Raw genomic sequence first — 26,754 nt, 5'->3', positions numbered from 1 at the left:
AGGCGCAATGAGCGCTATGAGCAAGGCAACCCCGACCCCTCCTCCGACCCTGAGCCGCGCACGCCACTCTCTCGCCCCCTGGGCCCGGATCGCCGGACTGACCGTCTGCGCCCTGGTGACCCTCGGCCCCGTCATCTGGACCGTCGCGACCTCCCTGCGCACCCCGGCCGAGTCCTTCGACCTGCCCCCGCAGATCATCCCGGCCCACCCGACGACCGCCGCCTACCGCGGGGTCTTCCAGCAGATCGACGTATGGCTGCTCGCCCTGAACTCCACCCTCGTGACCGCGCTGATCGCGGTCGGCCAGATGATCACGGCGGGCCTGGCCGGATACGCCTTCGCCCGCATGGAGTTCCGCTTCAAGAAGCCGTTGTTCGGCCTGGTCCTGGCGACCATGATGGTGCCGTTGCAGGTCACCATCGTGCCGGTGTTCCTGGTGCTGAAGTCGATGAGCCTCACCGACACCCTCCTCGGCCTGATCATCCCCGCCTTCCCGACCGCCTTCGGCACCTTCCTGATGCGCCAGTACTTCCTCGGCATGCCGAAGGACCTCGGCGAGGCGGCCATGCTGGACGGCGCGGGACCCTGGCGGATCTTCCGCTCGGTGTACGCCCCGCTGGCCACGCCCGGCCTCGCGATCGTCGGCGTACTCGCCTTCAACTACCACTGGAACGAGTTCTTCCGCCCGCTGATCCTGGAGACGTCCAGCCAGAACTACACGCTTCCGCTGGGCCTGGTCTCTCTCCAGGGCAACCTCGGCACCGGCTCGATCTCCGTGGTCCTGGCCGGAGTCGTGCTGTCGATGCTCCCCGCCGTCGCCGTGTTCCTCGTCGGTCAGCGCCCGTTGCGCGAGGGCATCACCTCAGCAGGAGTCAACCGTTGAGCCACACACCCCGCTTCAGGATCCGTCCGCCCGCCGGCTGGATCAACGACCCCAACGGACCCTTCCGTTGGCGCGACCGCCACCACCTCTTCTACCAGTACAACCCGAACGCACCCGTCCACGCCGACATCCACTGGGGCCACGCCTCCAGCCGCGACCTCGTCCACTGGGAGTACCACCCGATCGCCCTCACACCGACACCCGGCGGCCCGGACGAGGGCGGCTGCTGGTCGGGCTGCGTCGTCGACGACGCCGGCACACCGACCGCCGTGTACACCGGAATCGACCATGACCACACCGGTCTCGGCACCATCTGCCTGGCGCGGGCGGCGGACCCGGACGACGAGCGACTGACCGACTGGAAGCCGCTGCCGACGCCGGTGGTGGCAGGGCCGCCGCCGGGACTGGACGTGGCGATGTTCCGCGATCCGTTCATCTTCCGCCACGCGCACCGACGTTGGGCCCTCGTCGGAGCCGGGCACGCCGACGGCACGCCCTCGGTCCTGCTCTACGACTGCGACGACCTGACCGACTGGCGGTTCGCCGGTGTCTTGCTGGACGGCAGGGACCCGGTGGCCGCAGGCGTGTTCGGCGACAAGGGGGCGGTGGGCTGGGAGTGCCCGCAGCTGTACGCGACTCGCAGCGGCGACCACGTACTCCTCCTGTCCCTGTGGGACGGAGATCCGTGCTCGACCGGGTATCTGACGGGCCGTCTGGATGCCGATGGCGGGGGAGGGTTGAGGTTCGTGACGCGGGTCGGCGGTCGGTTCGACCAGGGGCGGGACCTCTACGCCCCCGCCGTGCTCCAGGAGCCGGACCGGGCACTGATGTGGGGCTGGTCGTGGGAGGCCCGTCCGCGAGAGGAGGTGGACCGGGCCGGATGGGCGGGCGTGCTCACCGCACCCCGTGTCGTGGACGTACACCCCGACGGCTCACTGCGGGTGAGTCCGGCTCCGGAGCTCGAACTCCTGCGGGCGGCCGAGCCGTTCGTCAGCGGACCGGGAAAGGCCCCGCTTCCGGAGTCGTACGACTTGACGGTCATCGCGCGTGAGGCGACCACGGTGAGTCTGCTTCGGGACGCTTCGGGGCGGGAGCTGACGGTCCGGGCAGACCCCGTGGAGGGAACGGTCGTCCTCGACCGAACCGCCTGGCCCCGGACCGGCCGGGAGGGTTCCGCGCCGATCACCGTGCACGTACCGAAGGGACCGGAACTCGCGCTCCGGCTGCTCGTCGACGGCTCGCTCCTCGAACTCTTCGTCGCCGAACGGGCGATGGTCACCGAACGCGTCTACCGGCGCCCCGGCGACATCGCCGAGCTGACGGTCGACGGGCCGGGTGTCCGGGTCACCGGGTGGGCATCGGGCCCAGGGAGGCCCGGCTGACCATGGGCTGGAGGCTGGCGCGGGCCGGGTGCCCGGGTCACTGGGTGGGGGCCGGACCCACGGAGGCTCGGCTGACCATCGGGCAGGCCAGACGCCGGATGGTCGCGGGCGGCGTGCGGCCGGTGTCGATGGCGTCCAGGAGCAGCCGGGTCGCCGCCTCGCCCATCGCCCGGTGCGGCAGCGCGACCGAGGTGAGCGGCGGGGTGAGGAACGCGGCCATGTGCTCCTGGTCGTCGTAACCGACCACCGACAGATCGGCGGGCACCTCGATCCCCAGCCGGGTCGCGGCATGCAGGACGCCCGCCGCGACCCGGTCGTTGTAGCACAGGACGCCGGTGGGGCGGCGGCCCGGATCGACCCCGTCGAGCAGGCGCAGCGCCCCTGCGTACCCCGCGGAGATCTCCCCGCCGCCGCGCACGATCCACTCCTCGGGCACGGTGACGCCCTCGGCGCGCAGCGCGTCCCGGAAGCCGCGGGTACGTTCCACCGAGGCGATGTCGTCCAGACCTCCGACCAGGGCGAGCCGGCGGTGGCCCGCACCGAGCAGCAGCCGGGCCGCCGTACGACCGCCGGCCCGCTCTGCGGGGACCACGGCGGGTAGGGAGCCGTCCTCGGGCAGGCAGTTGGCCAGCACGGAGTGGGTGCGGTGCAGACCCTCGGGGACGCGCACCCGGCGCAGCGACATGGCCGCGTAGATGATGCCGTCCACTCTCCGGTCGAGCAGCTCCGCCACGGCCGCGTCCTCCTTGGCCAGGTCGCCGCCGGAGTCGACGGTGAGCACGAGATGTTCGCTGTCCCAGGCGGTCTCCATCGCGCCGCGCAGGAGCCGACCGGCGAAGGGTGAGGACGCGATCTCGTCGGTGACCAGCCCGATCACGGCGGTACGGCGACGGCGCAGACCGCGGGCGACGGGGTCCGGGCGGTAGCCCAGCTGGACGGCGGCCTGCCGGATGCGTTCCTGGGTGGCGGGCGAGAGGTTGCCCTGGGCGCGGCCGTTGAACACGAAGGACACCGCGGTGTGCGACACACCGGCGAGCCGGGCCACGTCCCGCGACGTCGGACGCCCGGTCCCCGCGCTCCTGCTCTCCTCGGCACCACCCACGCCGTCCGCCGCCCTCGCCCAGCCCGTCCCTGTCGATCACCGTCCACTCTATCCGCGGCGAGCGCCACGCACGCGGGAGATCTCCAGGGTCCCGAGGGGAGCCTTGATCGTCCGGTTGATCACGGGAATCGATGGCCGTCGGCCGGGGTGGACCGCCTGCACACCGGTCCGTCAGCCGGTCGGCTACTGGCGCTCACGCATCGGGTTGTCGGCAGCGTTCCCGAACCGGTGAGCCAGGCAGTCACACCGCCGGGTGACCAGGCTGGACTGCCCGGAGATCGGCACGCAAGGCTGGGACACCAGGGGCCTCCTCGTGCTCGGTGATTCGATACCAACGAGCTGTTCCGTAGGCTCGACTCACCGTCGCACTCGGTATCGCAAGTGCGTCGCGCCCTTGCCTTGGATCACGACCGGGTCGTCGAAGCGGTGCGGTGCGCCGGTCAGGTTGGCGAAGTAGGGGATCCCCTTGCCGAGCAACACCGGTACGAGACTGATGTAGACCTCATCCACCAGCCCCAGGTCAAGCGCCTGCCGTGCGATGTCGGCGCTGGCAATGCTGACGTGTTTGTCACCAGCGATCTCCTTGGCACGTGCGACACCTTCCGCGACGCCGTCGACGAAGGTTGTGCGTGGCCACTTCACGGCGTCTTCGGGCGCGTTGTGGGTCACGACGACGGTCGGCGCGCCGATCGGGTGGCTGTCATTCCAACCGTTGGTCAAGTCGAACAGCCGACGTCCGCAGACGAGCGAACCAGCCCCGGCGAGAACCTCGCGCAACATCTCCGCGCTGTTCGCGTCGACCTGGAACGACCAGTGCTCGTCGGCACTCGGCACGGTGACATCGCCGGCGTCGTACCAGCCGAACAGCTCGCCGGTTCCGTCTTCGGGGTCGGCGATGTAGCCGTCCAGCGACATCGTCATGTGCGTATAGACCTTGGACATGCGGACCTCCTGTGGGCTCTCCTTCTGCATAGACCTCCCAGGAGACACGAATTCATCGGTCGGTCAGTGATCATGCAGTGGCCGTCCTGCACTGCGCCATCCGGTCCAAAGCCGGCTCAGGGACGGGGATGGTCACCGCTGATCACCGGTGTGTGAAGACTGAGGATCTGGCGGTCGCCGCAGGTCACTCGAGTCGGTCCCGCACCGGCATCGCGCCGGTCCCCTTCGGGCAGGCCGCCCACGCCGGGAGCGGGATGCTGCGGCAGGTGTCGATGACGGTCCGAGTGGTCATCGGGCCGACGAGTTCGTCGTCGCCGACGAAGTACACCAACCTTCCGTCCTCGCGCCGGCCGACCCCGTCGACACCGGGCACCATCGGCAGCTTTCCGGTGCTCGTGTAGTGGCTGCCCGACGCGCCGGTGCGCACCCGGGGGTGCAGGCCCACCGCGAGCACGTCGACCAGCGCCTGGTCTTCGTCGGACGGGGCGGGCAGGTCGAAGGGCTCGTAGCGGGGCAGGGTGTCGAACGAGCTGACGACGGCGGCGTGGACGTCCATGGCTGCTCTCCTCGGACTTGGTACGCGGGATCGCCCGAGATCCTCGACTACGGGTGACGGTGCGCTGGTCGACGCCCTGGCCCAGCTGTCGTTCCTCGTGCAGGGCGTTCTGACGCAGATCGTGGGGGAGTACGACCTGTCGGTCGTCCAGACGCGGCTGCTCGGAGTGCTGCGGGACCGCAGGCCGACCATGAACCAGCTCGGTCGGCATCTGGGCGGCTGTCACGGCTGGCGACCCGGATCGTGACCGCCGACGCCCAGGGCCGGGGCATAGACCTGCGCATTACGCCCCACTGACCGGGGTCCGTCAGACGGAGCTGCGCGGCACCGTCACCACGTGCTTGCCCGCGACGCCGCCGCGCTCGAACGCCTCGTGCGCCGCGGCGATGTCCGCGAGCGGGTACACGCTGTCGATCACCGGGCGCAGCGCGGCCGACGTGACGAGGTCGGCCACATCGCGCAGCACGGGGCTCTCGGGGTTGGCGCTGAACGTGCGGATGCGGCGGGAGCCGTGCACGCTCGACGCGGCGATCGCGGCCAGGGCCGAACCGGACAGTGCGACGGTGACCATCCGGCCGCCCTTGGCCAACCGGCTTCGGTAGCAGTGCAGTTCCGAGCCGACCGTGTCGACGATGACGTCGAACGGCCCGATCCGGTCCGAGGTGGTGGAGCCGTGGTCGAGGACCTGGTCGGCGCCGAGGTCGGAGAGGAGTTCGGCGTGGCGGTCGCGGGCCAGCGCGGTCACATGGCCGCCCATGGCGTGCGCCAACTGCACGGCGGCTGTGCCGACGCCGCCGGCCGCGCCCCGGACCAGGACACGTTCGCCGCCTTGGAGGTGCACGCTGTCGCGCAGCGCGATCAGCGCGGTGGAACCGGCGACCACCAGGGCTGCCGCCTCGACCGACGAGAGGTCCGCCGGGGCATGCGCGATCCGCTCCGCGCCGACCACGACGTACTCGGCCGCCCCGGCGACGGAGTGCCGCTGCCGGGGGTGCACCATGCCCCACACCCGGTCCCCGACCCGGAAACCCGCGACACCGGCGCCGGTCGCGGCGACGGTGCCCGCGAAGTCCAGTCCCACACCGATCGGGAACCGGCGTCCCGACACCATCTTCACCTCGCCCGAGCGGACGATCACATCGTGTCCGTTCACACTGGACGCCTCGACCGACACCAGCACCTCACCCGCGCCGGGAGCGGGACGATCCACGTCGTTGATCCGCAGTACGTCCGCCGTACCGAAACTCATGATCTGAACGGCCTTCATGTCGCTGTCCTTCCGTGACCGGCTGGGGTGTGTCCGATGCTGGACCCCGTACGCGCCATCACGGTCGTTCTCCTTTTCCTGGGTCCGGCAGACCCACCCTCGCGGGCCGCGTCGGCGGCATACTGGCGCAGTGATCGACGCCCCCTCGCCAAGAGCGACGATCCCCGGCGCGAACTCGCAGAGTTCCTGCGCGCCCGCCGAACTCGGCTGCGACCACAGGACGTCGGCCTGGAGCCCGGCCCGATGCGGCGCGTCGCCGGGCTGCGGCGGGAGGAACTGGCCCTGCTGGCCGGGATGAGCTCGGACTACTACCAGCGCATGGAGCAGGGACGCGACGTCCGCCCCTCCGAACAGGCCCTGGACGCCCTCGCGCGCGCCCTCGACTTCTCCGCCGAGGAGCCCGGCGGGCCGGGGTGCGTGAGGCGGCGGCGAGGCCGTGCAGGTTTCGAGCCGGAGGAGGTACCGGACACCACGCTACGACTGCTGCGCGGCCTGGCCTCGCCGGCTCTGGTCGTCGGCCGTTTCCTGGACGTGCTGGCCTGGGACCCGCTCGGCGGTGCCCTGCTGGGGGAGTTCACCAGGCGACCGCAGCGGGAGCGGAACCTGCCGGCGCTGTTCCTGCACCCCGAGGCCGGCCGGGCGTGCCCGAAGCGGGCGGCCACCGTCGCGGAGCTGATCGGGATGCTGCGGACACAGGTCGCCGCCGATCCCCGCCACCCGCGCGCGGTAGAGCTGGTGGGTGAACTCGCGGTCCACAGCGACGAGTTCGCGGCCCTGTGGGCCCTCCACGACGTGGAGGAACAGACCCGCGGCCAAATGCGCCTCAACCACCCCCATGTCGGCGAACTGAACCTGGACTGGGACGCCTACCCGATACCGGGCAACCGCGGCCCCGCGCTCCTGGTCTGCACCGCCGCCGAAGGCAGCCTTGACGCCGAGCGACTCCAACTGCTTGCCGGCCTGCTGGGCGCTCGCTGACCTACCACGGAATCGAAACCTCGGGCCAGTTCGAGCTCGGAGCGATGGGCGCCCGCATCGACGGCGACCCGCAAGGTCCCTGTCATGACGGAGCAGGGGGCGACATCGCGGCGTACGACGGGAACTCCGAGGACGCGGAACACGGTCGAGGCAACGCCCACCTCGGCCGGGAGCCCGGCCCGCCTGCCGGCCTGGTGGTAGGCCGCCCCGGCGATCTCACCCGTGAGAACAGCGACGCCAACCCAACCGGGGAAATCCAGCTCCCCACCGCCGACCTGTCCTCCCTCAACAGCCTGTCCACCTGGGCCTGGCTGGAGGCCCCCGAAGATTGCCCCGCCGCTCCCGGATCTGGCGAGGGGCCCCGGCCCGGCGCTGACGTTCTGCTGCCGTTGGCCCGTATTCGACCGGCGGGTTAGGTTCCAGCGATCACGGGGCAGGACGTCGTAGCCGCCCCGAGCGCAGATCTCCCTTTCGCACCTCCTTTGACGAGAGATACAGGACATGTCTGCTCAAGATCGCGCACATCATCCTCCTCGCCGCGTCGGCGTCGTGGCCGAGTCCGTCTCCGGAGAGACGCGGGTTGCGGCGACCCCGGCGACGGCCCGGCTGCTGCTGGGCCTCGGCTACGAGCTCGTCGTCGAGTCGGGGGCCGGCGAGGCCTCAGGCTTTGACGATCAGGCGTACGCCGAAATCGGCGCCGACATCGGCGAGGCATGGGACGCGGACGTCGTCCTGAAGGTGAACGCCCCCACCGAGGCGGAGATCCGCCGGTTGCGGAGAAGCGCGGTCGTGGTCGCCCTGCTGGCCCCGGCGCAGAATCCCGAGTTGCTCCAGGCACTCGCCGATGCCGGGGTGACGGCGCTGGCGCTCGACGCGGTGCCGCGCATCTCGCGGGCCCAGTCGATGGACGTGCTGTCCTCGATGGCGAACATCGCCGGCTATCGCGCGGTCATCGAGGCCGCGCACGTCTTCGGACGGTTCTTCACCGGTCAGGTCACCGCGGCGGGCAAGGTGCCGCCGGCGAAGGTGCTGGTGGCCGGCGCGGGCGTCGCGGGTCTCGCGGCGATCGGCGCCGCCTCCAGCCTCGGGGCGATCGTGCGCGCCACCGACCCCCGTCCGGAGGTCGCGGACCAGGTGAAGTCACTGGGCGGCGAGTACCTGCCGGTGAACGCCGCCCAGGAGGCGAGCACCGACGGCTATGCCAAGGCGACCTCCGCCGACTACGACCGCGCCGCCGCGGAGCTCTACCACAAGCAGGCCGGGGACGTGGACATCGTGATCACCACCGCGCTGATCCCGGGGCGGCCCGCGCCGCGCCTGCTGACGGCCGGGGACGTGGCCGCGATGAAGCCGGGAAGCGTCATCGTCGACATGGCCGCAGCCATGGGCGGCAACGTCGAGGGCACCGTGCCGGGCCGGATCGTGGTGACCGACAACGGCGTGACCCTCATCGGCTACACCGATCTGGCCTCCCGGCTCCCGGCCCAGGCCTCGCAGTTGTTCGGCACGAACCTGGTGAACGTGCTGAAACTGCTGACCCCGGGCAAGGACGGGCAGCTGACGATCGACTTCGATGACGTCGTGCAGCGGGCGGTGACCGTGGTGCGCGACGGCGAGGTCACCTGGCCGCCGCCCCCTGTCGCGGTCTCCGCGGCTCCTGCCGCCCAGCCCGCGGCCGCACCCGAGACGCCCGCACCGAAGCAGCCGAGACTGACGGCCGCCCTGCGTTTCGGCCTGATCGGGCTCGGGATGCTCGCGATGTTCCTGCTCGTGGCCTTTGCGCCGGCCCAACTCGCGGGCAACTTCACCGTGTTCGCGCTGGCGGTGGTGATCGGCTACTACGTCATCGGCAAGGTGCACCACGCGCTGCACACCCCGTTGATGTCGGTGACCAACGCGATCTCCGGGATCGTCGTGATCGGCGCCCTGCTGCAGATCGGGCACCAGAGTTGGATCGTCACCACGCTGTCCTTCGTGGCGATCCTGCTGACGAGCGTCAACATCTTCGGAGGCTTCGCCGTCACCCGCCGCATGCTGTCCATGTTCTCGAAAGGCTGAGCCGAGATGACCTCCCTGACAGCCTCCCACGCGGCCGACCTGGTCGCCGCCCTGCTGTTCATCCTCAGCCTGGCCGGTCTGTCCCAGCACCGAACCTCCCGTGCCGGCGTCGTCTACGGCATCGCCGGCATGGGCCTCGCCCTGGTGGCCACCGTGGTGGTCGCGGCGCAGAGCATCACCGCCGGAGCGGTCGCGCTGATCGTGCTGGCGATGGCGCTCGGCGCGGCGATGGGCCTGTGGCGGGCCCGGCGCGTCGAGATGACGCAGATGCCCGAACTCATCGCCGTCCTGCACAGCTTCGTCGGCCTGGCCGCGGTGCTCGTGGGCTGGAACAGCTACCTGGCGGTGGAGTCCCACGGCGCGGCGCAGGACGCGATCGGTGCCGACCTGCTGGGCATCCACCACGCCGAGGTGTTCATCGGCATCTTCATCGGCGCGGTCACCTTCACCGGCTCGATCGTCGCGTTCCTGAAGCTGTCGGCGCGCATCAAGTCCCGGCCGTTGATGCTGCCGGGCAAGAACGCCCTGAACATCGGGGCGCTCGTGGCTTTCGTCGCGCTGACCGTATGGTTCACGATCAGTCCGAACCTGCCCCTGATGATCGCGGTGACCGCGCTGGCCATGGCGCTCGGCTGGCACCTGGTCGCCTCCATCGGCGGCGGCGACATGCCCGTCGTGGTCTCCATGCTGAACAGCTACTCGGGCTGGGCGGCGGCCGCGGCCGGCTTCCTTCTGGACAACAACCTGCTCATCGTCACCGGCGCGCTGGTGGGCTCCTCCGGCGCCTACCTGTCGTACATGATGTGCAAGGCGATGAACCGGTCCTTCCTCTCCGTGATCGCGGGCGGTTTCGGCATCGAAGCGCCGTCCGGCGGCGCGGAGGAGCAGGGGGAGCACCGCGAGGTGGCGGCTGAGGAGGTGGCCGAGATGCTCGCTCAGGCCCGCTCGGTGATCATCGCCCCCGGCTACGGCATGGCCGTCGCCCAGGCCCAGCATCCCGTCGCGGAGCTGACGCGGCAGTTGCGCGGGCGGGGCATCGAGGTCCGCTTCGGCGTCCATCCCGTGGCCGGGCGCCTGCCCGGCCACATGAACGTGCTGCTGGCCGAGGCGAAGGTGCCCTACGACATCGTCCTGGAGATGGACGAGATCAACGACGACTTCGACGGCACCTCCGTCGTGCTGGTCATCGGCGCGAACGACACCGTCAACCCGTCCGCGACCGATGACCCGGCGAGTCCGATCGCCGGGATGCCGGTGCTGCGGGTCTGGGAGTCCGAGCAGGTCGTCGTCTTCAAGCGCTCCATGGCCTCCGGCTATGCGGGTGTGCAGAACCCGCTGTTCTTCCGGGAGAACAGCAGCATGCTGTTCGGCGACGCCAAACAGAGCGTGGAGGAGATCCTGCGCGCACTGGGCTCCGACAGCCGACGCAGGACGGTGCCGGCGGCGCAGCAGCCGACGGTGCCCAGTCGCTGACGGGTCTTCCTCCGCGTTCGCCGGAGCGTGGAGGTGCGGGAATCCGGCCGGAGCGCCCGTTGCTTCAGGACCGGTCCTGCGGCACCTCCCGTACCGGCGCCCGCACCTCGCGCTCGTGACCGCGCAGCACCGGGCACCGGCGGCATACCCGGTGTACTCGCTGGACTTCCCCATTTCCGGGAGAACACCAACTGCGACTACAACTCGAAACTGATCCCAATGCCCGCTCGATCAGTAGAGAAACCAGGGATAATCGCTGCGTGTTCTTGCATTCGCCGGGCATGAGGAGCGACGGAGGTTGATAACTATGGTTCCCCTGCTTGTCGTTCTTCTGCTGGCTCTGATTCTCTTCGGCGCGGGTTTCGCGCTGAAGGCACTATGGTGGCTCGCCGTCATCGTGCTGGTCGTCTGGCTGCTCGGCTTCGTCGTGCGGTCCGCGGACACAGGTGGCCGAAAGGGACGCTGGTATCGCTGGTAATTCGCCCGGCAACAGAATGGCTGTGGGCCCCTGACAGTCCAGGGGCCCACAGCCATATCCCGGATCCGGGACATCTACCCGGGCGAGTTGTGCAAGCACGAGTTTCTCGGGAGCCGGAGCCCGGGGGAGCCGGCGGGGCACCGTGACTTCCGACTGCCCGCACAGCTCCTGCCTGGGTACAGGAGTCAGGAGCCCACGATGTGGCGCACGTTGTCGACAGCACCGCAGTCTGCCTTCAGGTGACGCTCGCGTTCCTCCATAAACGCCTCGCCCAGCTCCTCGCGGCGCTCCATGGCCACATTCTCGCGCGCTCCGTTCAGAATGGTGCGCTCTTCCTCGTCTGCGTGGTGAGTGACGGCCTGCACGAGTTCTTCCAGCTTCTCATCCCACTCCTGGGAGCCGACCTCATCGACTTCCAGGAGCTCCAGGAGCGCCTTGTTGCCCTCCTCATGCTCCTCCTCGCCGTGTTCCACCTCTTCGTCGTCGATCTTCTTGTAGCGCTTCAGGGCGGGATAGACCTTCGCCTCTTCCGCCAGGGCGTGAGCGATCAGCAGATCGGAGAATTCTCGAAGGGCGGCGGCCCGGTCGGCTTCGACGCTGCGCATCAGGTGGAAGAGATCCTCCATCTTCCGGTGGTCCTCGAGAATGAGTTCAACGACGTCTCGTGTCTGCGCCATGGGGGTAGGCATCACTTTCGTGCGGGGGACCTTGCAGGAATGCGGCTACCCCGTCCTGAGGTGTTCACCAGGACAACCTGGTCGAATGACGGTGAGTTGCCGAGCGGCTGCAGGGGGTGCGTCACGGGTACGGGAATGGCTGAGTTCCATGAGCCACATCCGGCCGGCCGTCGCAGCATGCGTCTGTACGCCACCGAGGACCAGGGCGCGATCGTCGCCTGCTCCACTGGTTGGTCGAACAGATGAACCCCGCCACCCTCTGCGTCGAAAGCCGAACCTGAACCGGGACGCCCGCATCCCGAGCGGCTCAGCGAACACATGTCGTTGGCGGACGGGTAGCGCACTGGTTCTTGCTGGTTGTCACCGGCGCCCACGGAGCCGATGCCGAATTTCGGTGCTTTCTCCACGGTCGCAGGAGCACCTTGCCGCGTGCATGGCCGGACTCGCTCAGCTCGTGCAGCAGCCTTCGCTGCGCAGATCTGGCCCGACCGCGCGCCAGTGTTCGCTGTGACCGTCCGCCGGGTCGGCGGTCCCGCTCCGCTGTCGGACACCCGTGACCCGTGACCGGTGATCGGTTGCGTAAACGACGGTGAGAAACAGAACCGCCCAGTCTCCTCGCTCGTCTTGACGGTGTAGCGGAGCCGGTACGCGAGTCAACTCGTGGTGCCGCTGTTGCAGTTGAGGTTCATAGAAGGGTTGCCGAAGTGGTGTTAGTGGATCAGAGGTCGAGACGGGCCGGCGCGATCGCGGGAGCTGTTGTCGCGGCGGTCGTGGGTCTGACCGGTTGCTCGGACGACACGGAGCCCGGCGACGGGCAGACGCAGTCCGTGAGCGATTCCCCCGTTGACGACAAGAGCGAGTCGGCCGAGGAGGGCGCGTCACCGGCGTCGGGCGTGGACCGGTCCTCCGCGGAGAAGGCCGTCGCCGGCTGGGTCGCGGCCCTCATCAAGGGGGAGATCGGGCAGGCGTGTCTGCTGATGGCGGAACCGGCGGACGGTTCCGAGCCCGCGCAGGTCGGCAGCGAGAAGACATGCGGTGACGACGCGCCCGAGCGGAAGCGGATGGAGGCGACGCTCGGACAGTTCAAGGAGTCGTTCACCCCCGACCCGCCTTCGGACGCCCCGAAGGTAGAGGTCACGCAGGCTCCCGGCACCGGTGACAAGGTCACGGTCCCGGCAGACAGGATCAAGGTCGACGGCCAGGCCCTCGACAAGATCGTCCTGTCTCATTCCACCGGGGTGACGCAGGATCAGCTGGACGTCAAGGTCGAGTCCAGCAGGATCAACGACTCCTGGTATGTGACCAACCTCGACTTCAACGTCGGCTGAGGCCTGCCGCGCCGTACGACGTGAGGCGGTGACCGTCGCCACAAGCAGGATGGCGAGCGTGTGGTCGGACGGGACGACAGCCGGCGGTCGGCTGGATCCCGCCCCACGCGTCACACCCCCCGTCAGCCGGCACAGGACAATCGTCTCGGTGGCAGCCGGACACGCCCGGCCGACCCCGTCCCTCCTGGTGGACCTCATGTTCGGCAGGAGGGACCAGGCCGATATTCACGCGGCCGCGGCCGGCTGCCACGTCGCCTCGACCAGGGCCCGTTCGGTGCCGGACAGGTATACGGCCGCGCTCAGCCACACCCGCGCGTATCCGTCCGGATCAGCCTGTTGGGTGCGGCCGAACACGTCGCGGCCCCGCCGGTCCGCCTCCGCGGCCAGGGCGTCCGCCAGATCCGCTGCCGTGCGGAAACCGCTGCGTCGCAGCGCCGCGCCGGAGGCCCGGGTACCGTCCCGTGCGGGCTCGGCGGCGGCGCGGCGGCCACCGGACACCGCGACTTCGACCAGCCGTCGCAACCGCCACAGGGGCGCCTCGGCCACCGGGTCCGATGACAGCGTGGTCGGGCCCGTCACCGCCGCAAGGTCACTGGCCGGTGGGAAGTGCGCACCTTCGAGGCGGTCGTAGCCCAGATCGGCGTGTCCCGCCCACTCGGACGGCAGCAGCAGCGTCGCCGTACCGTCCGGCACGGGGCCCACCGCCAGCGGCCGTAGTGTCGCGGCACGGTCGGGGTCGAGGCGGCCCACGACGCGCAGCCGCAGTCCCGGGCGCGAGGCAAGCTTGCGGAAGTTGGCCGCATGAGCCAGCTCCGGGTGGCCGTTGGCCGGCACCAGCCGGATCAACAGGCCTTCGGAGTCGCCTCCGTCGGGAGTCAGTTCCCGCGCGAACAGGCTGTCCTCCGCCGCCCCCGCGATGACCACGTCACAGCCGATCAGTTCACCGGCCTGAGCCTCGGCCCGCTCCACGTCGTCGACCGGGGTGAGCCGTGCCGCGGCGGCCTGGGCGAGCGGGCGGGCGAACAGACGGGCGAGCGGCCCGGACGTCCAGGACAGACCCGTGACCGGGGTGGCCCGAACCCCTTTCCCGGAGCCGAGGCGGCCGTCCGGGGAGAGCGTCGCGCCGGAGATCAGCAGGCCGCTCCGGGAGAGCTGCGCGTGATCGAGGCTGCCGGAGCCGAGCGCGACCGTGGCGGTGGCGGCCCCGCGTGCCCGCGCCGGTCCGCCGGGCTTGACGTCCGACACGGAGAACCAGCGCCCGTCGTCGGCGATGACATGGGTGACGACCCCGCCGTAGCCCGTGGCCGAGATCACCGGCTCCCGGCACACGCCGTGCACTATGAGGCTGCCGCCGGGGCGGTAGTTGCGCCGGGCGGTGCCGACCAGGGCCGGGTCGGGATCGGATGCGGCGAGCAGGCCGCTGGTGAGCAGCAGCTCCCGCAGCCCGGCGACCAGGTCGGCCAACCGGTGGCCGTCATGGCGGGCCCGGGCGGCGCGCAGTGCGCGCACCACCCTCAGGGCGGCAGCCTCGGCGCGGTGCAGGCCGGCGAGCCGGGCGGTGTGCGCGGCCCGCAACACCTGCGCCTGCGGTACGGCGCCCGCACCGGGCACCCCGGCGGCCAGCACCGCCGCCGCCGCGGCCCACAGCCCGGCCGCGGCGACGACCTGTGCCGCGGTGGGGCCGGTCGGTGGTCCGGAGGTCGCGTCGGTGTCCGGTGTCGCGGACTCCCGCACACCGCCGTCCGCTTCGGCCGCCTCGGACCGCTGGTCCGCGACTTCGGTCACCGCGCCGGCGTCGGCGTCGGCCACCGGCGCGGCCCCCAGGACCGCCGCGCGATGCAGGCACCGGGGTGCCAGCAGACAGCTGCACTGCGCCTGGGCGGCGTCCGTGACCGCCCCCGACGGGCCGGGGGCGAGAGTGACCTCGGCGTCCTCACCGCACCGCACGCGCCGTACCGTCCCGTCCGCGGTGACGGGCAGCGTCGTGTACGCCTCGATCGCGGCGTCCAGCTTCTTGCGCAGCCGGGACGTCAGCTGTTCCACGGCGGCGGCGACCACCTCGGGTGCCACGGGGGGCAGTTCGGTGTTCATCGGTTCTCTCCGCGGAGGCGGTCGCCCACCCAGCGGGCCAGGGCGAGGGGACTGAGGGCGGCGACCGGCATGCCGGCCGCGACGAGCTGCTGCGCCGCGGGAACCGAGTAGCGCGGGGTGCCGGAGTCGTCCAGGGCGGCGCAGCCCATCAGATGCACCCCGGAACTCGTGAGGGCCCGGACCTCGCCGAGGAGTCCGCCGAGCGGATACCCCTCCTCGAAGTCGCTGACCACCACGACGAGGGTCCGGCTGGGCACGGTCACCAGCGACCGGGCCTGGGCCAGGCCGGCGGCGATGTGGGTACCGCCGCCGACCCGTACCTCCAGCAGCAGGGACAGCGGGTCGTCGACCCGGTCGGTCAGGTCGATCACTTCGGTGGAGAAGGCGAGGAAGTGCGTACTCAGCGTGGGCACTCCGCCCAGGACGGCCGCGGTCAGCGCCGACCAGACGACGGAGGCCTCCATCGACCCGGACACGTCGACCACCAGGATCAGCCGCCAGTCCGCCTCCCGGCGGGAACGGGTGCTGAACACCGGTCGCTCGGGGACGACCAGGGTGCGGCCGTCGTCGGTGCGGCGGGTGTGGGCGAGGTTGGCCCGCAGGGTGCGTGGCAGGTCGATGCGTCCTCCCGGACGGCGGGTGGGACGCGGGGTGGCCAGTCCGGTCAGTGCCGGGCGCAGTCGGGTGGCCAGTTCCCTGGCGAGTTCGTCGACCAGTCGGCGCACCAGTGGGCGCAGCTTGGCGAGTTGCTGTTCGGGCATTCCGCCGGCCAGGGACAGCACGGAGGTCAGCAGGTCGACCGAGGGGCGTACCGCTGTGGGGTCGAGCTCGGCCAGGACGTCGGTGCGGCCCAGACCGGCGGCCCGGGCCAGGACCTCCTCGCGGACGTCGGCGCCGAACAGCGCGTCGAGTTCCTCCGCCCACTCACGGGCGGTCGGGAAGGAGGCGTCCTGGCCGCCGCCCCGGCCGCCCTCCCGGCCGAGGTCGGAGGAGCCCTCGCCGCGGCCGGTGCCGTAGAGCTCGTCGAGTGCGTGAGCGAGACGGCGGGCGTTCTGCGGCAGCTTCTCGCTCTCCCGGCCGAGCAGCAGACGCCAGCGGTCGGCCGGCGTGAGGTGCGGGGCGGGCCCGACCGGTGCCTGGGCAGGTCCGGGTTCGTCCCGCGGGGGGTCTTCCAGGGTGCCCGCGGTGCCGTTCAGTCCTGTTCCCAGCGGCGGGCGCAGGGACGTCACCGCCGCCCGGCCCGCCGCGTCGGCGGCCGTCCACAGGGCGAGCAACTGCGGTGAGGCGCCCAGCGAAAGATCGAGACGGTCGCCGAGGCGCTCGGTCACCGTGGACAGCAGCCGGTCACGGCCGGCCGGGCTGAGCGTGTCGAAGCCACCGCGCAGGGCGGGCAGCCGATCGAGGAAGCCCTGGTCGGTGAGCGTGTCGATCCGGTCGAGCAGGGGGTTCAGGGCGGTGGGCGCGGACTGGAGCAGTGGTGCGGCACCGCCGAGCAGCCCCGTGAGCCGACGGCTCATCGCGTGCCGGGCTTCCGGCCCGGTGGCGTTGTCGATCCAGCCCGCGGCGCGGCGGCCGAGGGTGTCGGCGTCGTCCAGGTCGAGCATGACCCGGGCGGCGAGCGCGGCTCCCTGCATGAGCGGGGACCCGTGGCGTGCAAGGTCGTCCAGGGCGTCGTCCATCCGCAGGCCCAGGCGGTGTTCGCCCGCCCGTGAGGCCAGCGCCGTGAGGGCGTCGGCGTCCTGCGGGTCGTCACTGCCCGCCAGGCCCGGAAGAGACCGTACGGCCGACTCCATCAGCTCCGTGGCGAGGTGTGCGGCGCCCTGCCGGATCGAGGGTGTGGTGCCGGGCAGATGGCCGCGCCGCAGGGCCTCCAACAGGTCCAGTGCGGTGAGGAGTTCGGGCAGGGTGGCACAGGTGGGCAGGACCTCGGCGGCGTCGGCGAGCCGCTCGGACACCAGCGCGGGCAGATCGCACAGGGCTGCGTCGCGCAGTCCCGTGAGGATCAGGGCGCTGGTGGCACCGCCCTCGGCCGCCTCCTTGCGGAAGGTCTCCCGCAGGGTGCCCTCGGCTGCAAGGGCCGCGGTGACGCCCCGGACACCGGCCAGGTCCAGGCGGACCGGCACCGCCGGCGTCCAGGACAGCCGCCAGCGGGTGGTCAGGGCGGCCGCGTCGCCGGTGCCCGCCACCTGGACCGGCTCGCCGTACCCGGTACCGCACACCGCCAACCGCTGGAGGAGGACCTCGCGGCGGCCGTCGAGGGCCGAGCGCAGCGGATCGAGACGCAGCTCGCGCGGTGCGGGGTCGTCAGGTCCGGGCAGCCGCAGCGAGGCGAGTTCGGCCTCGACGGACGGGCCGAGACCGGAGCGGGGTGTGCCGGGGGCGACACGGCCCCGGTCGGTGCCGACCAGGACGGTCTCCAGCGCCCGGGCCAGTGCCCGGCCGCGGCCGAGCGGCTCGCCCTGCCCCATCACGGTGGTGAGCGCCTCCAGCACCTCGCCGCGGCCGGGTGCCGCCAGTCCGCGGATCCGGGCCAGGTCGCACGCCACCCGCAGGGTCTCGCGGGCCTCGCCCGTGCCGGCGACATGTCCGGCCGCCCGCAGTTCGCGGCACACGCCGGTGATCGCCCCAGCGGCCGCGTCGTGCAGTCGCTCGGGGTCGCCGCCCGAGGTGAACACCGCCTGCTGCCAGCGCGGGTCGCGGATGCCCGCCGGATAGCCGGAACGGGAGTCCAGCAGGTCGAAGGCGTACGGCACGAGGGAGGTGACCACGGCCGAGCACTCTCCGACAGGCCCGGTCGGTTCCGCCGCTTCCCGCGTGGTCAGCGCGGGGGCGTGGAAGGCTCCGACGACTGCCGCGACCCGGCGGCCGCCGGCCGAGGCGCGGGTGATCGCCTCGCGCATGTGGGCCTCACGCGCCAGATCGACCGCGGGCACGCCGCCCGCCGACTCGGCGTCACGGCGCAGCGCCCAGCCGACGCCCAGTGCGGCCCTGCGGACCGCTTCGGGTGCGCAGCCCGGGGCGAGGACCTCCACACTGCGGTCCCACATGTCGTCGCCGTCGCGGCCGGTCCCGGACGCGGTCAGCGCCGCCGCGAACGCGGTGGGCGCCTCGGCGGACCGGACGAGACCGGCCTCGTCCGGAGCGGGCCCCTCGGAGCCCCACCGCGGATCGGACATCGGCAGGTCGCAGCAGACGACCTCCGCCCCCCGCTCCCGTGCCCAGCGGATCGCCGCCAGCTCGGGCGAGAAGTCGGCGAACGGATAGAAGCCGAGCCGGCCGCCCTCACCGGCCCCGGCCAGCGCGACCGGGGCGAGGGTGCCCGGCGCACCGAGATGGGGCAGCCATGACTGGAAGTCGGCGGGCAGCTCCACGCAGACGACCTCGGTGCCGGCGGCGTCCAGCAGGGCGGGCACCGCGGCGGCGAGCGCGGGGCTGTGATGCCGCACGCCCAGCAGGTACGGGGCGGCGCAGTCGGCGAGGGCGGTCAGGGCCGCCCTCGGTTCCAGAGCGAGTGTCACCGGAGGTTCTCCCGCAGCTCCCACAGGCGCCGCCAGGTCGCCGAGCCGTCCTCGGCGCGCCGGCGCACCGGGCCGTCCCAGTAGCCGAGCAGTCGCGCATGGTCGGCCGGGTCGTCCTTGCGGACCACACCCAGCAGATGGCCGGGCACCAGATCCAGGGAGTCGCCACCGGGAAGATAGGCGGCGGCCACCCCCAGGGAGACGGCGACCTGAACCGCCTCCGCGGTGGACATCACCGTGCCCGGACGCTCCACGTCCCAGCCCTCGGTGGAGCGTCCGGCCCGCAGGTCGCGGAAGACGGTCATCAGTACGTCGAGCACCGCGTCGTCGACGCCGAAGGCCGCGCCCGCCCGTGCGACGGCGGCCGTGGCCTGCCGCTTGACGAGCTCGGTCTCGGCCTCGGCGTCCGCGATCGGGTGCACGGTCTCGAAGTTGAAGCGGCGCTTGAGGGCGGCGGACATCTCCGACACTCCGCGGTCACGGAGGTTGGCGGTGGCGATGACGGTGAAGCCGGGCGCGGCGGCGACCTGGGCGTCGTCGGTGCCGGACAGCTCCGGCACGCTCATCCGCCGGTCCGAGAGGATCGACACCAGGGCGTCCTGCACCTCGGGCAGGCAGCGGGTGATCTCCTCGACCCGGGTCACCTTCCCGGTGCGCATCGCGGCGAGCACCGGTGAGTCCACCAGGGCCTGCGGGGTGGGGCCCTGGGCGAGGAGGAGGGCGTAGTTCCAGCCGTAGCGCAGGGCGTCCTCGGTGGTGCCGGCGGTGCCCTGCACGGTGAGCGCGCTGGTGCCGCATACGGCCGCCGACAGCAGTTCCGACAGCATCGACTTGGCGGTGCCCGGCTCGCCGACGAGCAGCAGGCCGCGTTCTCCGGCGAGGGTGACCACGCACCGCTCCACCAGGGCGCGTTCACCGACGAACTTCGGGGCGACGACGAGTTCGTCCGGCAGTCCCTCGGGTGCCTCGGGCAGCTTGAGGGCTTCGCCGCCGCTGCCGCAGACGAAGGTGATCACGGCGCGGGGCGTCAGCAGCCAGCCGGGCGGGCGGGGGCCGTCGTCGTGGGCGGCGAGGAAGGCGAGTTCGGTGGCGAAGCGCTCCTCGGCAGGCAGACTCTGCCGGGCCGGAAGGGCTGTGACCGTGTCGGTCAGGGGCATGGATGTCCTTGCTCGGTAGATCGGTCGGTGTCGATGTGCGGGGGAGCAGCAGGTGGTGGGCAGGGGCGCCGCCGGTGAGCGGCGCCCCTGGCCGGTGGTACGTCAGCGGCGGCGGCCCCGCCGGACCTTCAGCTCCTCGAACCGGGGAGCGTCGCCGTCCTGGACCCGCTGCCACGCCCTGCGGAACAGGTCCGCGGCCGGCTCGAACGGCACGATCACGCCGAACGGAACGTGTTCGTCGCTCATCTCGCCGAACAGAGGCAGCTTCCAGCGCTCCAGCGGCACCTGTGGGGCCGACTGCTCCACCCAGCCGCCGGGCAGGAACAGCGACCGGCCGGCCCGGGTCCGGCCGGCCTCCACCACGAGCTCGGTGGCGGCCAGTTCGGAGCGCGCCGCCTTCAGCCGGGCCGGCTTCCAGCCCGTCCAACGGGCCGTCATACGGTCGGTCGGGTCGGGCATGGCCAGCAGCATCAGATAGACCGTGGCGGCGTCCTCGCCCAGCCCGTACTCCTTGGCCACCTCGGTGACCAGCTCGGGAACCGAGCGGCTAGGATCCTGCGGCCACCAGGTGGCGTCCTTGTCCCGGTCTCCCGCGATCGGCTCACCGGGGTCGGCGAGCAGGGCCGCGAGCCCTTGGTCGCGGACCAGACGCAGCGCCACCTCGGCGTCGTAGGGGCGCTGGTTGTCGACGCGCACCGCGGGCAGGTAGGGGTCCTGGCCGGCCTCGTCGAGGAGGTCGACGCGGATGGCCGGGGCGGGCTGGTCGTCGTGGGTGGCCAGGACGACGGCGCCGTACCGCTCGAAGCCCGGCCCGATCTCGGTGGGAGTGCCCGCGGTCTTCCGGAAGTCGGGCAGGCTGATGTAGCGCCCCAGGTCGAGCATCAGTCCGGGGTGGGCGAGCCGTTCACGCACGGCGGTGAGGGCCGGGGGCAGCGCGGCGCGGACCGGGTCGCCGGCGGGCAGCCGGTGGGCGAGCCAGGCGATCAGACCGACCGCGCCGACCAGCGTCGGTGCGGTGAACCCGTCCGTGTCGTCGCCGACGGGCCGCACCCGGTCGCCGTTGACCGCCCAGGTGAGGTCCCGGCTGAGCTGGGGCGAGGCGGCCGGGTCCAGCAGGGCGGGCAGCGCCTGCCGGATCGGCCAGGAGGCGTGCCGGAAGGCGCGGATCGCGTCACCTAGCAGTTCCTCGGGGACGGCCACCCGCTTGCCCACCTTGGCGTTCCACACCGCGGCGGCCGCCGCCGCGTCCGGGCCCTCGGTCCACAACCGGGCGGGTTCGGCGGGCAGCAGGGCGCCCACTACGGCGGCCCGCACCGCGCCGTCGACGCCGTGCAGTTCGTCCTTGGCGACCGCCGCAGGGGCCGCCTTCACGCCGATGAAGGTGCGTGCCTCGGCGCTGAGGAAGCTGCGCTCGTAGGCGTCGATCCCCGGCAGACCGGCAACGACGAGCCGGGCCATGGTCTCGCTCACGCCGGTGAGGCGGGCGAACTCCTCGGCGGCTTCCGGGAACCAGGGAGCCGGGCCGCGCTCGGCCAGTTCGGCGAGGAACGTCCGCATCCGGCCGGGGGCCGGGTTCTCGCCCAGCGGCCGCGATTGCAGCGCTTTGTAGGGCGTTGGTGTCTCGAAGCGCCCGGCCGGGTCGTGGAAGTAGCCGGTGAAGGTTCCCCCGTCGTCGTTGAGCGCACGGTGTCCCGTGACGGCGATGAAGGCGCCGTCGGCCAGCGGGAGCACGCCGTCCCACGAGCCGTCGCGCCATTCGCCCGAGGCGGTGCGCAGCGGCGCCGCTTCCAGGTGCAGGCTCATCTTGCGCCAGGCGGTGGAGTCGTCCGGGGTCAGACCGAGGCGGTCGAACTCCGCGAGGAGGGCGCGCAGGACCTCGCGGTGCTCTTCGGCGGTCGTGCCGGAGGCCGTCCGGTAGGCCAGTGCGGTCACCCTCTCCAGGAGGGTCTCCAGGTCGGGCTGTCCGGAGGGCAGCGGGTGAGCGTCGAGGTGGAGGCGTGCGTCGGGAAGGGCGGGCAGGGCGGTGTCGCCGAGTCCGGCGGCCCGGGTCAGGACACGCAGGGCACGGAAGACGGTGTCGGCCTCGTCGTCGCGGTTCCACCAGTGACTGCGGGACGCGCCGAGCCCGTTCACCGCCGCCATGATCGTGCTGTCCGCCGGTCCCGCCGGCCCCTCGTCCTCCAGGCCGCCTTCCAGAGCGCGGGTCAGCCGGATGGCCGCCGCGTCCAGCACGGCCTGCTGGGCCGCGGCGAAGCGGACGACTCCGGCGATGCCCTTCACGAGCGCGTCGTGGCTGACCGGCAGGAGGGCGCGGATGGCGTCGGTCAGCGCGTGCCCGTCCTCGCCGTCCTCGCCGTCCTTGCCGGACGCGGCGGCCAGCAGTGCCGCGGCCGTATCCCGGTCGATGGTCCGCAGCGCCTTCGACCCCTCCGGGTCACGTGCCGTCATGCACTCCCAGAACTGCACGGGAGGCAGCAGCAGGGTGCCCTCGCCGAAGTCGCCGGGGGTGCGGTCGGTCTTGGCCCAGGCGGTGTGGACGCCGTCGGCGTCGACCAGGTCGAGCTGCCAGTTGTCGCGGACGACGGCGGTGGCCCGGTCCGCGCCCGGGAAGACGATGAGCCGGTTGGGCGCACCGGCTGCGGCGGGCAGGGTGACGGAGTGTCCGGCGAGGTCCTCGGCGCGCCGTGAACCGTCGGGCAGCTTCATCACGCGCAGGCCGACCAAGCCGTCCACGGGAGCGCATACCGGGGTGGTGTCGGTGGTGGGGGAGGGGCGTAGCCGGCCGCCCACATAGGTGCTGCCCGAAGGGGCGTCGCGCAGGGCGTCGGCGAGGAAGGCGGGCTTGCTCATCCGCCCGCGCTCGTTGGTGGCCGGGTCGTATTCGTACCAGCCGTGCGCCTCACGGTCCTCGGAGTCCGCGTGCCACACCCAGTAGGACGATCCGTCGAAGAGCACCTGCCGTTCGTCCGGCAGGGTGGTGTCCCCGGCATGCAGGACCCCGCGTCCGGTGGTCCGGCCACCACCCGTCAGCGGCAGCGTGATCGGGAAGTTTCCGCGGTACCAGTCCATCTCGGTACCCCGAGTACGGTGCGCGCCCTTGAGGGACTCGACGCGGTCGGCACGCGAGTGCCAGTATCCGCGCAGACCGTCCTTGCGGGAGTTCCAGTACACCAGGAGCTCGCCGTCCACGTGGTGGAAGCCCGGGTCGCCCGCGACGTCGTTCGCGGGCACCCGCAGGTCGTGGGTGAGCAGGGTGCCGGCGGCGCCGATCACACGGGCCTGGGTCTTGCCGGCCACGACGAGGTGGGGCCAGGCGTCGGCGACCACGATGTCCTGCACCCGGTCCTTGGCGACGAGATCGGCCGTCGCCTCCTCCCAGGCCGGCCAGCCCAGTTCGTCGAAGAGTCCGCCGCGCAGGGTGCGGGCCAGGACCGGCGCGAGATCGGTGGCGACGGCGGCGCGGACGTCGTCCTCGGCCAGCGCCAGCGCCTCGGGGGGCAGCCATCCGAGCCGGTTCAGCGCGTTCGGCAGCCCGGGCAGGCCCACGGCGGTGAAGCGCCGCACCACGGTGCTCACCCACTCCGTCAGCCAGGGGCGGCCGCCGGGCGAGGCCGCCAGCAGCCGGATGGCGCGCAGCGCCTGGTCGCCCTGGTGGAAACGGTCGGCGCCCTGCAGGAAGGCGTCCCGGAACCGTCCGTCGGCGCCGAGGAGGGTCAGCTCCCGCTGTCCTTCGCCGATGGCCCACGCCGTCAGCGGTAGCTCCTGGTCCTTGCCGGGAGCTGCCACCGGCACGTCCAGGGACAGCAGCAGATCGATCAGGTCCATGTCGTGCGTGACCCTCAACGCACGCTCGGACGCGGCGAGTTCGCTGCGCAGCCCGGCCGCTGCCCGCTCCACCAGCGGGTACAGCTGCGGCATCCGGGTGGAGCTGCGCCAGGACCGGGCCCGCTCCCGGAACGTCAGGAAGCGCTCCAGCCAGTCCGCGGCGCCGCCGCTCGGCCGCTGTTCCGCGGGCAGGGAGTCGTCCCACAGTCCCCTGGTGGCGCCGGATGTCTCCAGGACCTCGAGCCACATCGCGGGCATGTCCGCGTCGGCGCCGGCCGGGAGCATGTCCAGCAGGGTGCCGCGTACATGCGGTTCCCGCTCGGCCAGCGCCACCAGCGCGGCCCGGTGGCCCTTCCACCAGCCGCCCGTGGCACGCAACGTGGCCGGCAGGCCGAGCAGTTCGGCCAGATAGTCCTGCTCGGCCCGGTCGGCGTCCTGGCCGGCGCCGCGGGCCAGCTTCCGCAGGCCGCCCGCCATCTGGGCGGAGGGCGGCAGCCCGCCCGCGGTGCGGCGCAGGCACAGGCGGGTGAAGCGCTCCAGCGCCTCCTCGGCGGAGACCCGGGCGGCCAGTTCCTTGCCGTAGGAGGAGAGCACCTTCACCGGCAGCGCACCGGCCAGCGCGAACTCCAGGAACACCGCGTCCAGGCGGTCCTCCTGCACCGTCAGTCCGTGCTCCGCCTCCGCCTTGCGGGCACGGGTGAACAACTGGGCGGCGTAGGTGGCGTTCTCCTCGGCGAGGAACACCCGGCCGGCCTGCTCGTAGAAGGTCGGCAGGAAGTGCGGCACCGACGCGGCCAGCCGCTGACCGAGTTCCAGGTAGGCGTCCAGCGCGGCCTTCGGGCGGGACTTGGCCTGCCGGGCCGCCCGCTCCAGGTCCGGGACGACGCCCAGGGCATGGTGGCCGTCCTCGGGGTGGTGCACGAGCACCCACTCGGGAAAGCCCAGCGACTGGCGCAGTCCGAGACCTACGACCGCCGGCTCCGCGGCCGGCTCCAGGCCGAGGAAGCCGGCAGCCAGGTCCTCGGCGGCGCCCAGCTCGCCGGCGACCAGCCGGACCACGACACGGTCGTCGAGGCCCGGATGGCGGTAGGCGCGTGCGGTCAGCGGCACCGCCCGCTCTCCGGCCCCCTCGGTGTCCGGCGGCAGGACCGCGCCCGCCGACAGCAGTTCCTCGTGCGACACCTGCGTCCCCCCGCTCATGCGTTCTTGCCTTCCTCGATCGTGCGCCCGGCGTAGAGTGCCGCGGCCATCCGCATCCCCTCCGACCAGGCCACCGGCCCCACCTCCCGCAGCGGGAGGGCGCGGCTGTTGTGGTCGTGCCAGGTGAGGCCGCCCGTCTCCACCGTGTCCTCCCAGTACGGCTCGCCGATCCACACACTGGCCTCCACAGTGCGGCCGCCGTCGCGGACCCGGGCCGTGGCGTAGCCCCCCGAGACGCGGTAGCCGAGCGAACTCGCCCGTGCGGCAAGAGCGAAGCGGGAACGGAAGGAACCCCCGCTGAACTCCCGTATCTCGGTGGCCTTGGCATCGAGGTCCTCGGGCCGCTGCCAGGTCGCGCGGTGGATCTGCTCCACGCCCTGCACGATGCCCAGCTCCGCCGCGAACTCGCGGATGTCGTCGAGGTCCGGGAGCAGCACCGGGTGCGGCAGCGTGACCGTGAGCGGGGACAGCCGTACGGTCTCGCCGTCGAGGTTCACCACGCGCAGTTCGCCGTCCTCGGTGGCCCCGCGCAGGAAACCGACCTCGTCGGGGTCGTCGCCCACCACGGCGAGGTCGCGCAGCGCCGACTGCCAGGCCTCGTCCGGCCACACCCGGGCCAGCAGACCGGTGGGGACGGGAAGGGACGACACCATCCAGGAGTCGACCTGTGCGACGCACGCCGTGGCGTGGCGATCCAGCCATTCGGCGAACCGCCGCAGCCGGTCCCCCTCAGGATGGTCGCGCAGCGCGCGCGGCAGTGATTTCAGCTGCCGCCCCGCTGCCCGGCCCGCGGTGGCACGCGCTGCCACCCGCCCGTCCACCAGGGCGATTTCATACCCGTCACCCGCCGAGAGCCAACCCACGAGTCCCCGCCTTTCACATCAAGTCAGCAAGAAGAAAGCACAGTTCAGCCGCGTACATCCCGGCGTCAGTGCGACGATGTGCGGAACGTTAGCGGTGATCACTGACAATCGGTGCCGAGAGCGGTTCGCAGAGCTCCTTCTGTCCGGCGTGACGGACCCGCTGGGCGGGTGTGGCCACGGCTTCGTGCGGCGCGGGAGGACCTGTGACGGTGGACGTCCGACCATGCGGTTTCGGCCAGTTGGCGGTCGGTTGGCGGGGTGTGACGGGGCGGCGCAGAAGGGGGACTCTCTGATGAGCGATGACATGATCTCCAGCGGTTGGGACGTTCTGGACGCCTCCCACGAAGCCCTGCGCGTGGCGGTTGGCGCCGTCCCCGCCGACGGCTGGTACCTGCCAACGCCCTGCGCGGGCTGGACCGTCGCCCAGGTCTTCCAGCACGCCGTCGGCGACCAGATCGGCTATGCCGCCGCACTGACCGGCGAACCCGGCCCCGACTTCAACCCGTTCGACCCGTCGGGCGAGATGGAAGGCACGGACCCGGCGGAGTTCCTGGAGGACGCCCTGGCCCGCGCGGCGAGGGCGTGGGCGGGGGTCGACCGGGACGCCACCGAGGTGCCCACACCCGTGCCGCCTCACAAGATGTCTCCGTGGTCCGGCTCGGCGGCATGCGGGCTGGACGCGGCGGTCCATGCATGGGACATCGCCCGGGGAACGGACCGGCCGTCGCCGCTCACGCCCGGGTTGGCCCGCCCCCTCCTCGAGGTCGCCAGGGAGATCGTCGAGCCGCTGCGCCCATATGGCGCGTACGCCGCCGCCCTGACCACCGAACAGGGCGACGACGATGTGGCGGTCCTGCTGCGTTACCTCGGCCGCGATCCTCGCTGGAGCGCCGCGTAGCCCCCGCCGCTCCCTGCGCGGCGGCAAGGCGACCACGGCGCTCGTCGCCATGCCACCACCTCCGTGTTGCTGCCTCTT

At 72.1% G+C, this 26,754-nt stretch carries 20 protein-coding genes; 10 read left to right on the top strand and 10 right to left on the bottom strand.

Translation table 11 applies throughout. From position 1 onward, the window contains the following. Positions 1-16 precede the first annotated feature (16 nt). Positions 17-883, top strand: coding sequence for a carbohydrate ABC transporter permease (locus ACFYRX_RS33300; RefSeq protein WP_389107830.1), 867 nt, complete (start codon positions 17-19; stop codon positions 881-883). Next, entirely contained in the window at positions 880-2,265 is a 1,386-nt protein-coding gene (locus ACFYRX_RS33295; protein WP_389107828.1) for a glycoside hydrolase family 32 protein, read from the top strand. Before ACFYRX_RS33300 ends, ACFYRX_RS33295 begins: the two co-directional genes overlap by 4 nt. A gap of 37 nt (positions 2,266-2,302) precedes the next feature. Here ACFYRX_RS33295 and ACFYRX_RS33290 read toward each other — a convergent pair whose 3' ends face one another. The 3 genes from ACFYRX_RS33290 to ACFYRX_RS33280 all read right to left on the bottom strand — a co-directional run bounded on the left by ACFYRX_RS33290 (position 2,303) and on the right by ACFYRX_RS33280 (position 4,865). After that, a complete protein-coding gene (locus ACFYRX_RS33290) occupies positions 2,303-3,367 on the bottom strand; it encodes a LacI family DNA-binding transcriptional regulator (protein ID WP_389107825.1) in 1,065 nt (354 codons plus the stop codon). Between the two features lie 357 nt (positions 3,368-3,724). Further along, positions 3,725-4,309, bottom strand: coding sequence for a dihydrofolate reductase family protein (locus ACFYRX_RS33285; RefSeq protein ID WP_389107821.1), 585 nt, complete (start codon positions 4,307-4,309; stop codon positions 3,725-3,727). A 184-nt stretch (positions 4,310-4,493) separates the two neighbouring features. Next, entirely contained in the window at positions 4,494-4,865 is a 372-nt protein-coding gene (locus ACFYRX_RS33280) for a hypothetical protein (protein WP_389107818.1), read from the bottom strand. On the opposite strand from ACFYRX_RS33280, the gene ACFYRX_RS33275 reads away from it, so the two are divergent. Then, positions 4,864-5,112, top strand: a complete 249-nt coding sequence (locus ACFYRX_RS33275; RefSeq protein ID WP_389107816.1) for a hypothetical protein — start codon at positions 4,864-4,866, stop codon at positions 5,110-5,112. The genes ACFYRX_RS33280 and ACFYRX_RS33275 overlap by 2 nt on opposite strands. A gap of 60 nt (positions 5,113-5,172) precedes the next feature. On the opposite strand, the gene ACFYRX_RS33270 is transcribed toward ACFYRX_RS33275, so the two are convergent. Next, positions 5,173-6,132 (bottom strand): NADP-dependent oxidoreductase, encoded by a 960-nt coding sequence (locus ACFYRX_RS33270; RefSeq protein ID WP_389107813.1) that lies wholly within the window; start codon positions 6,130-6,132, stop codon positions 5,173-5,175. Between the two features lie 36 nt (positions 6,133-6,168). Here ACFYRX_RS33270 and ACFYRX_RS33265 point away from each other — a divergent pair, with 36 nt between their 5' ends. The 5 genes from ACFYRX_RS33265 (at position 6,169) to ACFYRX_RS33245 (ending at position 11,119) form a co-directional block, all read left to right on the top strand. Further along, the gene (locus ACFYRX_RS33265; protein WP_389107811.1) at positions 6,169-7,110 is read left to right on the top strand and encodes a helix-turn-helix transcriptional regulator; all 942 of its coding nucleotides are present in this window, start codon (positions 6,169-6,171) and stop codon (positions 7,108-7,110) included. A 44-nt stretch (positions 7,111-7,154) separates the two neighbouring features. Continuing rightward, the gene (locus ACFYRX_RS33260; RefSeq protein ID WP_389107808.1) at positions 7,155-7,526 is read left to right on the top strand and encodes a hypothetical protein; all 372 of its coding nucleotides are present in this window, start codon (positions 7,155-7,157) and stop codon (positions 7,524-7,526) included. A gap of 85 nt (positions 7,527-7,611) precedes the next feature. Next, positions 7,612-9,168, top strand: coding sequence for a Re/Si-specific NAD(P)(+) transhydrogenase subunit alpha (locus ACFYRX_RS33255; RefSeq protein ID WP_389107806.1), 1,557 nt, complete (start codon positions 7,612-7,614; stop codon positions 9,166-9,168). Between the two features lie 6 nt (positions 9,169-9,174). Next, complete coding sequence (gene pntB, locus ACFYRX_RS33250; RefSeq protein ID WP_389107803.1) at positions 9,175-10,641, top strand: Re/Si-specific NAD(P)(+) transhydrogenase subunit beta; 1,467 nt, start codon at positions 9,175-9,177, stop codon at positions 10,639-10,641. A 307-nt stretch (positions 10,642-10,948) separates the two neighbouring features. Continuing rightward, the gene (locus ACFYRX_RS33245; protein WP_389107800.1) at positions 10,949-11,119 is read left to right on the top strand and encodes a hydrophobic protein; all 171 of its coding nucleotides are present in this window, start codon (positions 10,949-10,951) and stop codon (positions 11,117-11,119) included. Between the two features lie 185 nt (positions 11,120-11,304). On the opposite strand, the gene ACFYRX_RS33240 is transcribed toward ACFYRX_RS33245, so the two are convergent. Further along, complete coding sequence (locus ACFYRX_RS33240) at positions 11,305-11,796, bottom strand: hemerythrin domain-containing protein (protein ID WP_389107797.1); 492 nt, start codon at positions 11,794-11,796, stop codon at positions 11,305-11,307. Positions 11,797-12,623: 827 nt separating this feature from the next. Here ACFYRX_RS33240 and ACFYRX_RS33235 point away from each other — a divergent pair. Further along, positions 12,624-13,124 (top strand): hypothetical protein, encoded by a 501-nt coding sequence (locus ACFYRX_RS33235; protein WP_389107794.1) that lies wholly within the window; start codon positions 12,624-12,626, stop codon positions 13,122-13,124. Positions 13,125-13,349: 225 nt separating this feature from the next. Here the strand turns inward: ACFYRX_RS33235 and ACFYRX_RS33230 are convergent, their stop codons facing one another. The 5 genes from ACFYRX_RS33230 to ACFYRX_RS33210 all read right to left on the bottom strand — a co-directional run bounded on the left by ACFYRX_RS33230 (position 13,350) and on the right by ACFYRX_RS33210 (position 25,778). Continuing rightward, entirely contained in the window at positions 13,350-15,215 is a 1,866-nt protein-coding gene (locus tag ACFYRX_RS33230; RefSeq protein ID WP_389107791.1) for a hypothetical protein, read from the bottom strand. Then, complete coding sequence (locus ACFYRX_RS33225) at positions 15,212-18,733, bottom strand: DUF5682 family protein (protein ID WP_389107788.1); 3,522 nt, start codon at positions 18,731-18,733, stop codon at positions 15,212-15,214. The genes ACFYRX_RS33230 and ACFYRX_RS33225 overlap by 4 nt, the downstream gene beginning before the upstream one ends. After that, the gene (locus tag ACFYRX_RS33220; RefSeq protein ID WP_389107785.1) at positions 18,730-19,890 is read right to left on the bottom strand and encodes an AAA family ATPase; all 1,161 of its coding nucleotides are present in this window, start codon (positions 19,888-19,890) and stop codon (positions 18,730-18,732) included. The genes ACFYRX_RS33225 and ACFYRX_RS33220 overlap by 4 nt, the downstream gene beginning before the upstream one ends. A gap of 102 nt (positions 19,891-19,992) precedes the next feature. Beyond that, positions 19,993-24,915 (bottom strand): DNA-binding protein, encoded by a 4,923-nt coding sequence (locus ACFYRX_RS33215; protein ID WP_389107783.1) that lies wholly within the window; start codon positions 24,913-24,915, stop codon positions 19,993-19,995. Beyond that, positions 24,912-25,778: a DUF4132 domain-containing protein gene (locus tag ACFYRX_RS33210; RefSeq protein WP_389107780.1), complete on the bottom strand. Its 867-nt coding sequence runs from the start codon at positions 25,776-25,778 to the stop codon at positions 24,912-24,914. Before ACFYRX_RS33210 ends, ACFYRX_RS33215 begins: the two co-directional genes overlap by 4 nt. Before the next feature lie 292 nt (positions 25,779-26,070). On the opposite strand from ACFYRX_RS33210, the gene ACFYRX_RS33205 reads away from it, so the two are divergent. After that, positions 26,071-26,676 (top strand): TIGR03086 family metal-binding protein, encoded by a 606-nt coding sequence (locus ACFYRX_RS33205; RefSeq protein ID WP_389107778.1) that lies wholly within the window; start codon positions 26,071-26,073, stop codon positions 26,674-26,676. The last annotated feature ends 78 nt before the right edge of the window (positions 26,677-26,754 follow it).

It is taken from the genome of Streptomyces sp. NPDC005374 (assembly GCF_042872225.1).
Taxonomy (GTDB): domain Bacteria; phylum Actinomycetota; class Actinomycetes; order Streptomycetales; family Streptomycetaceae; genus Streptomyces.
The sequence above is the reverse complement of the archived record's forward strand: the minus strand, read 5'-3'. Positions and strand labels throughout refer to the sequence as shown.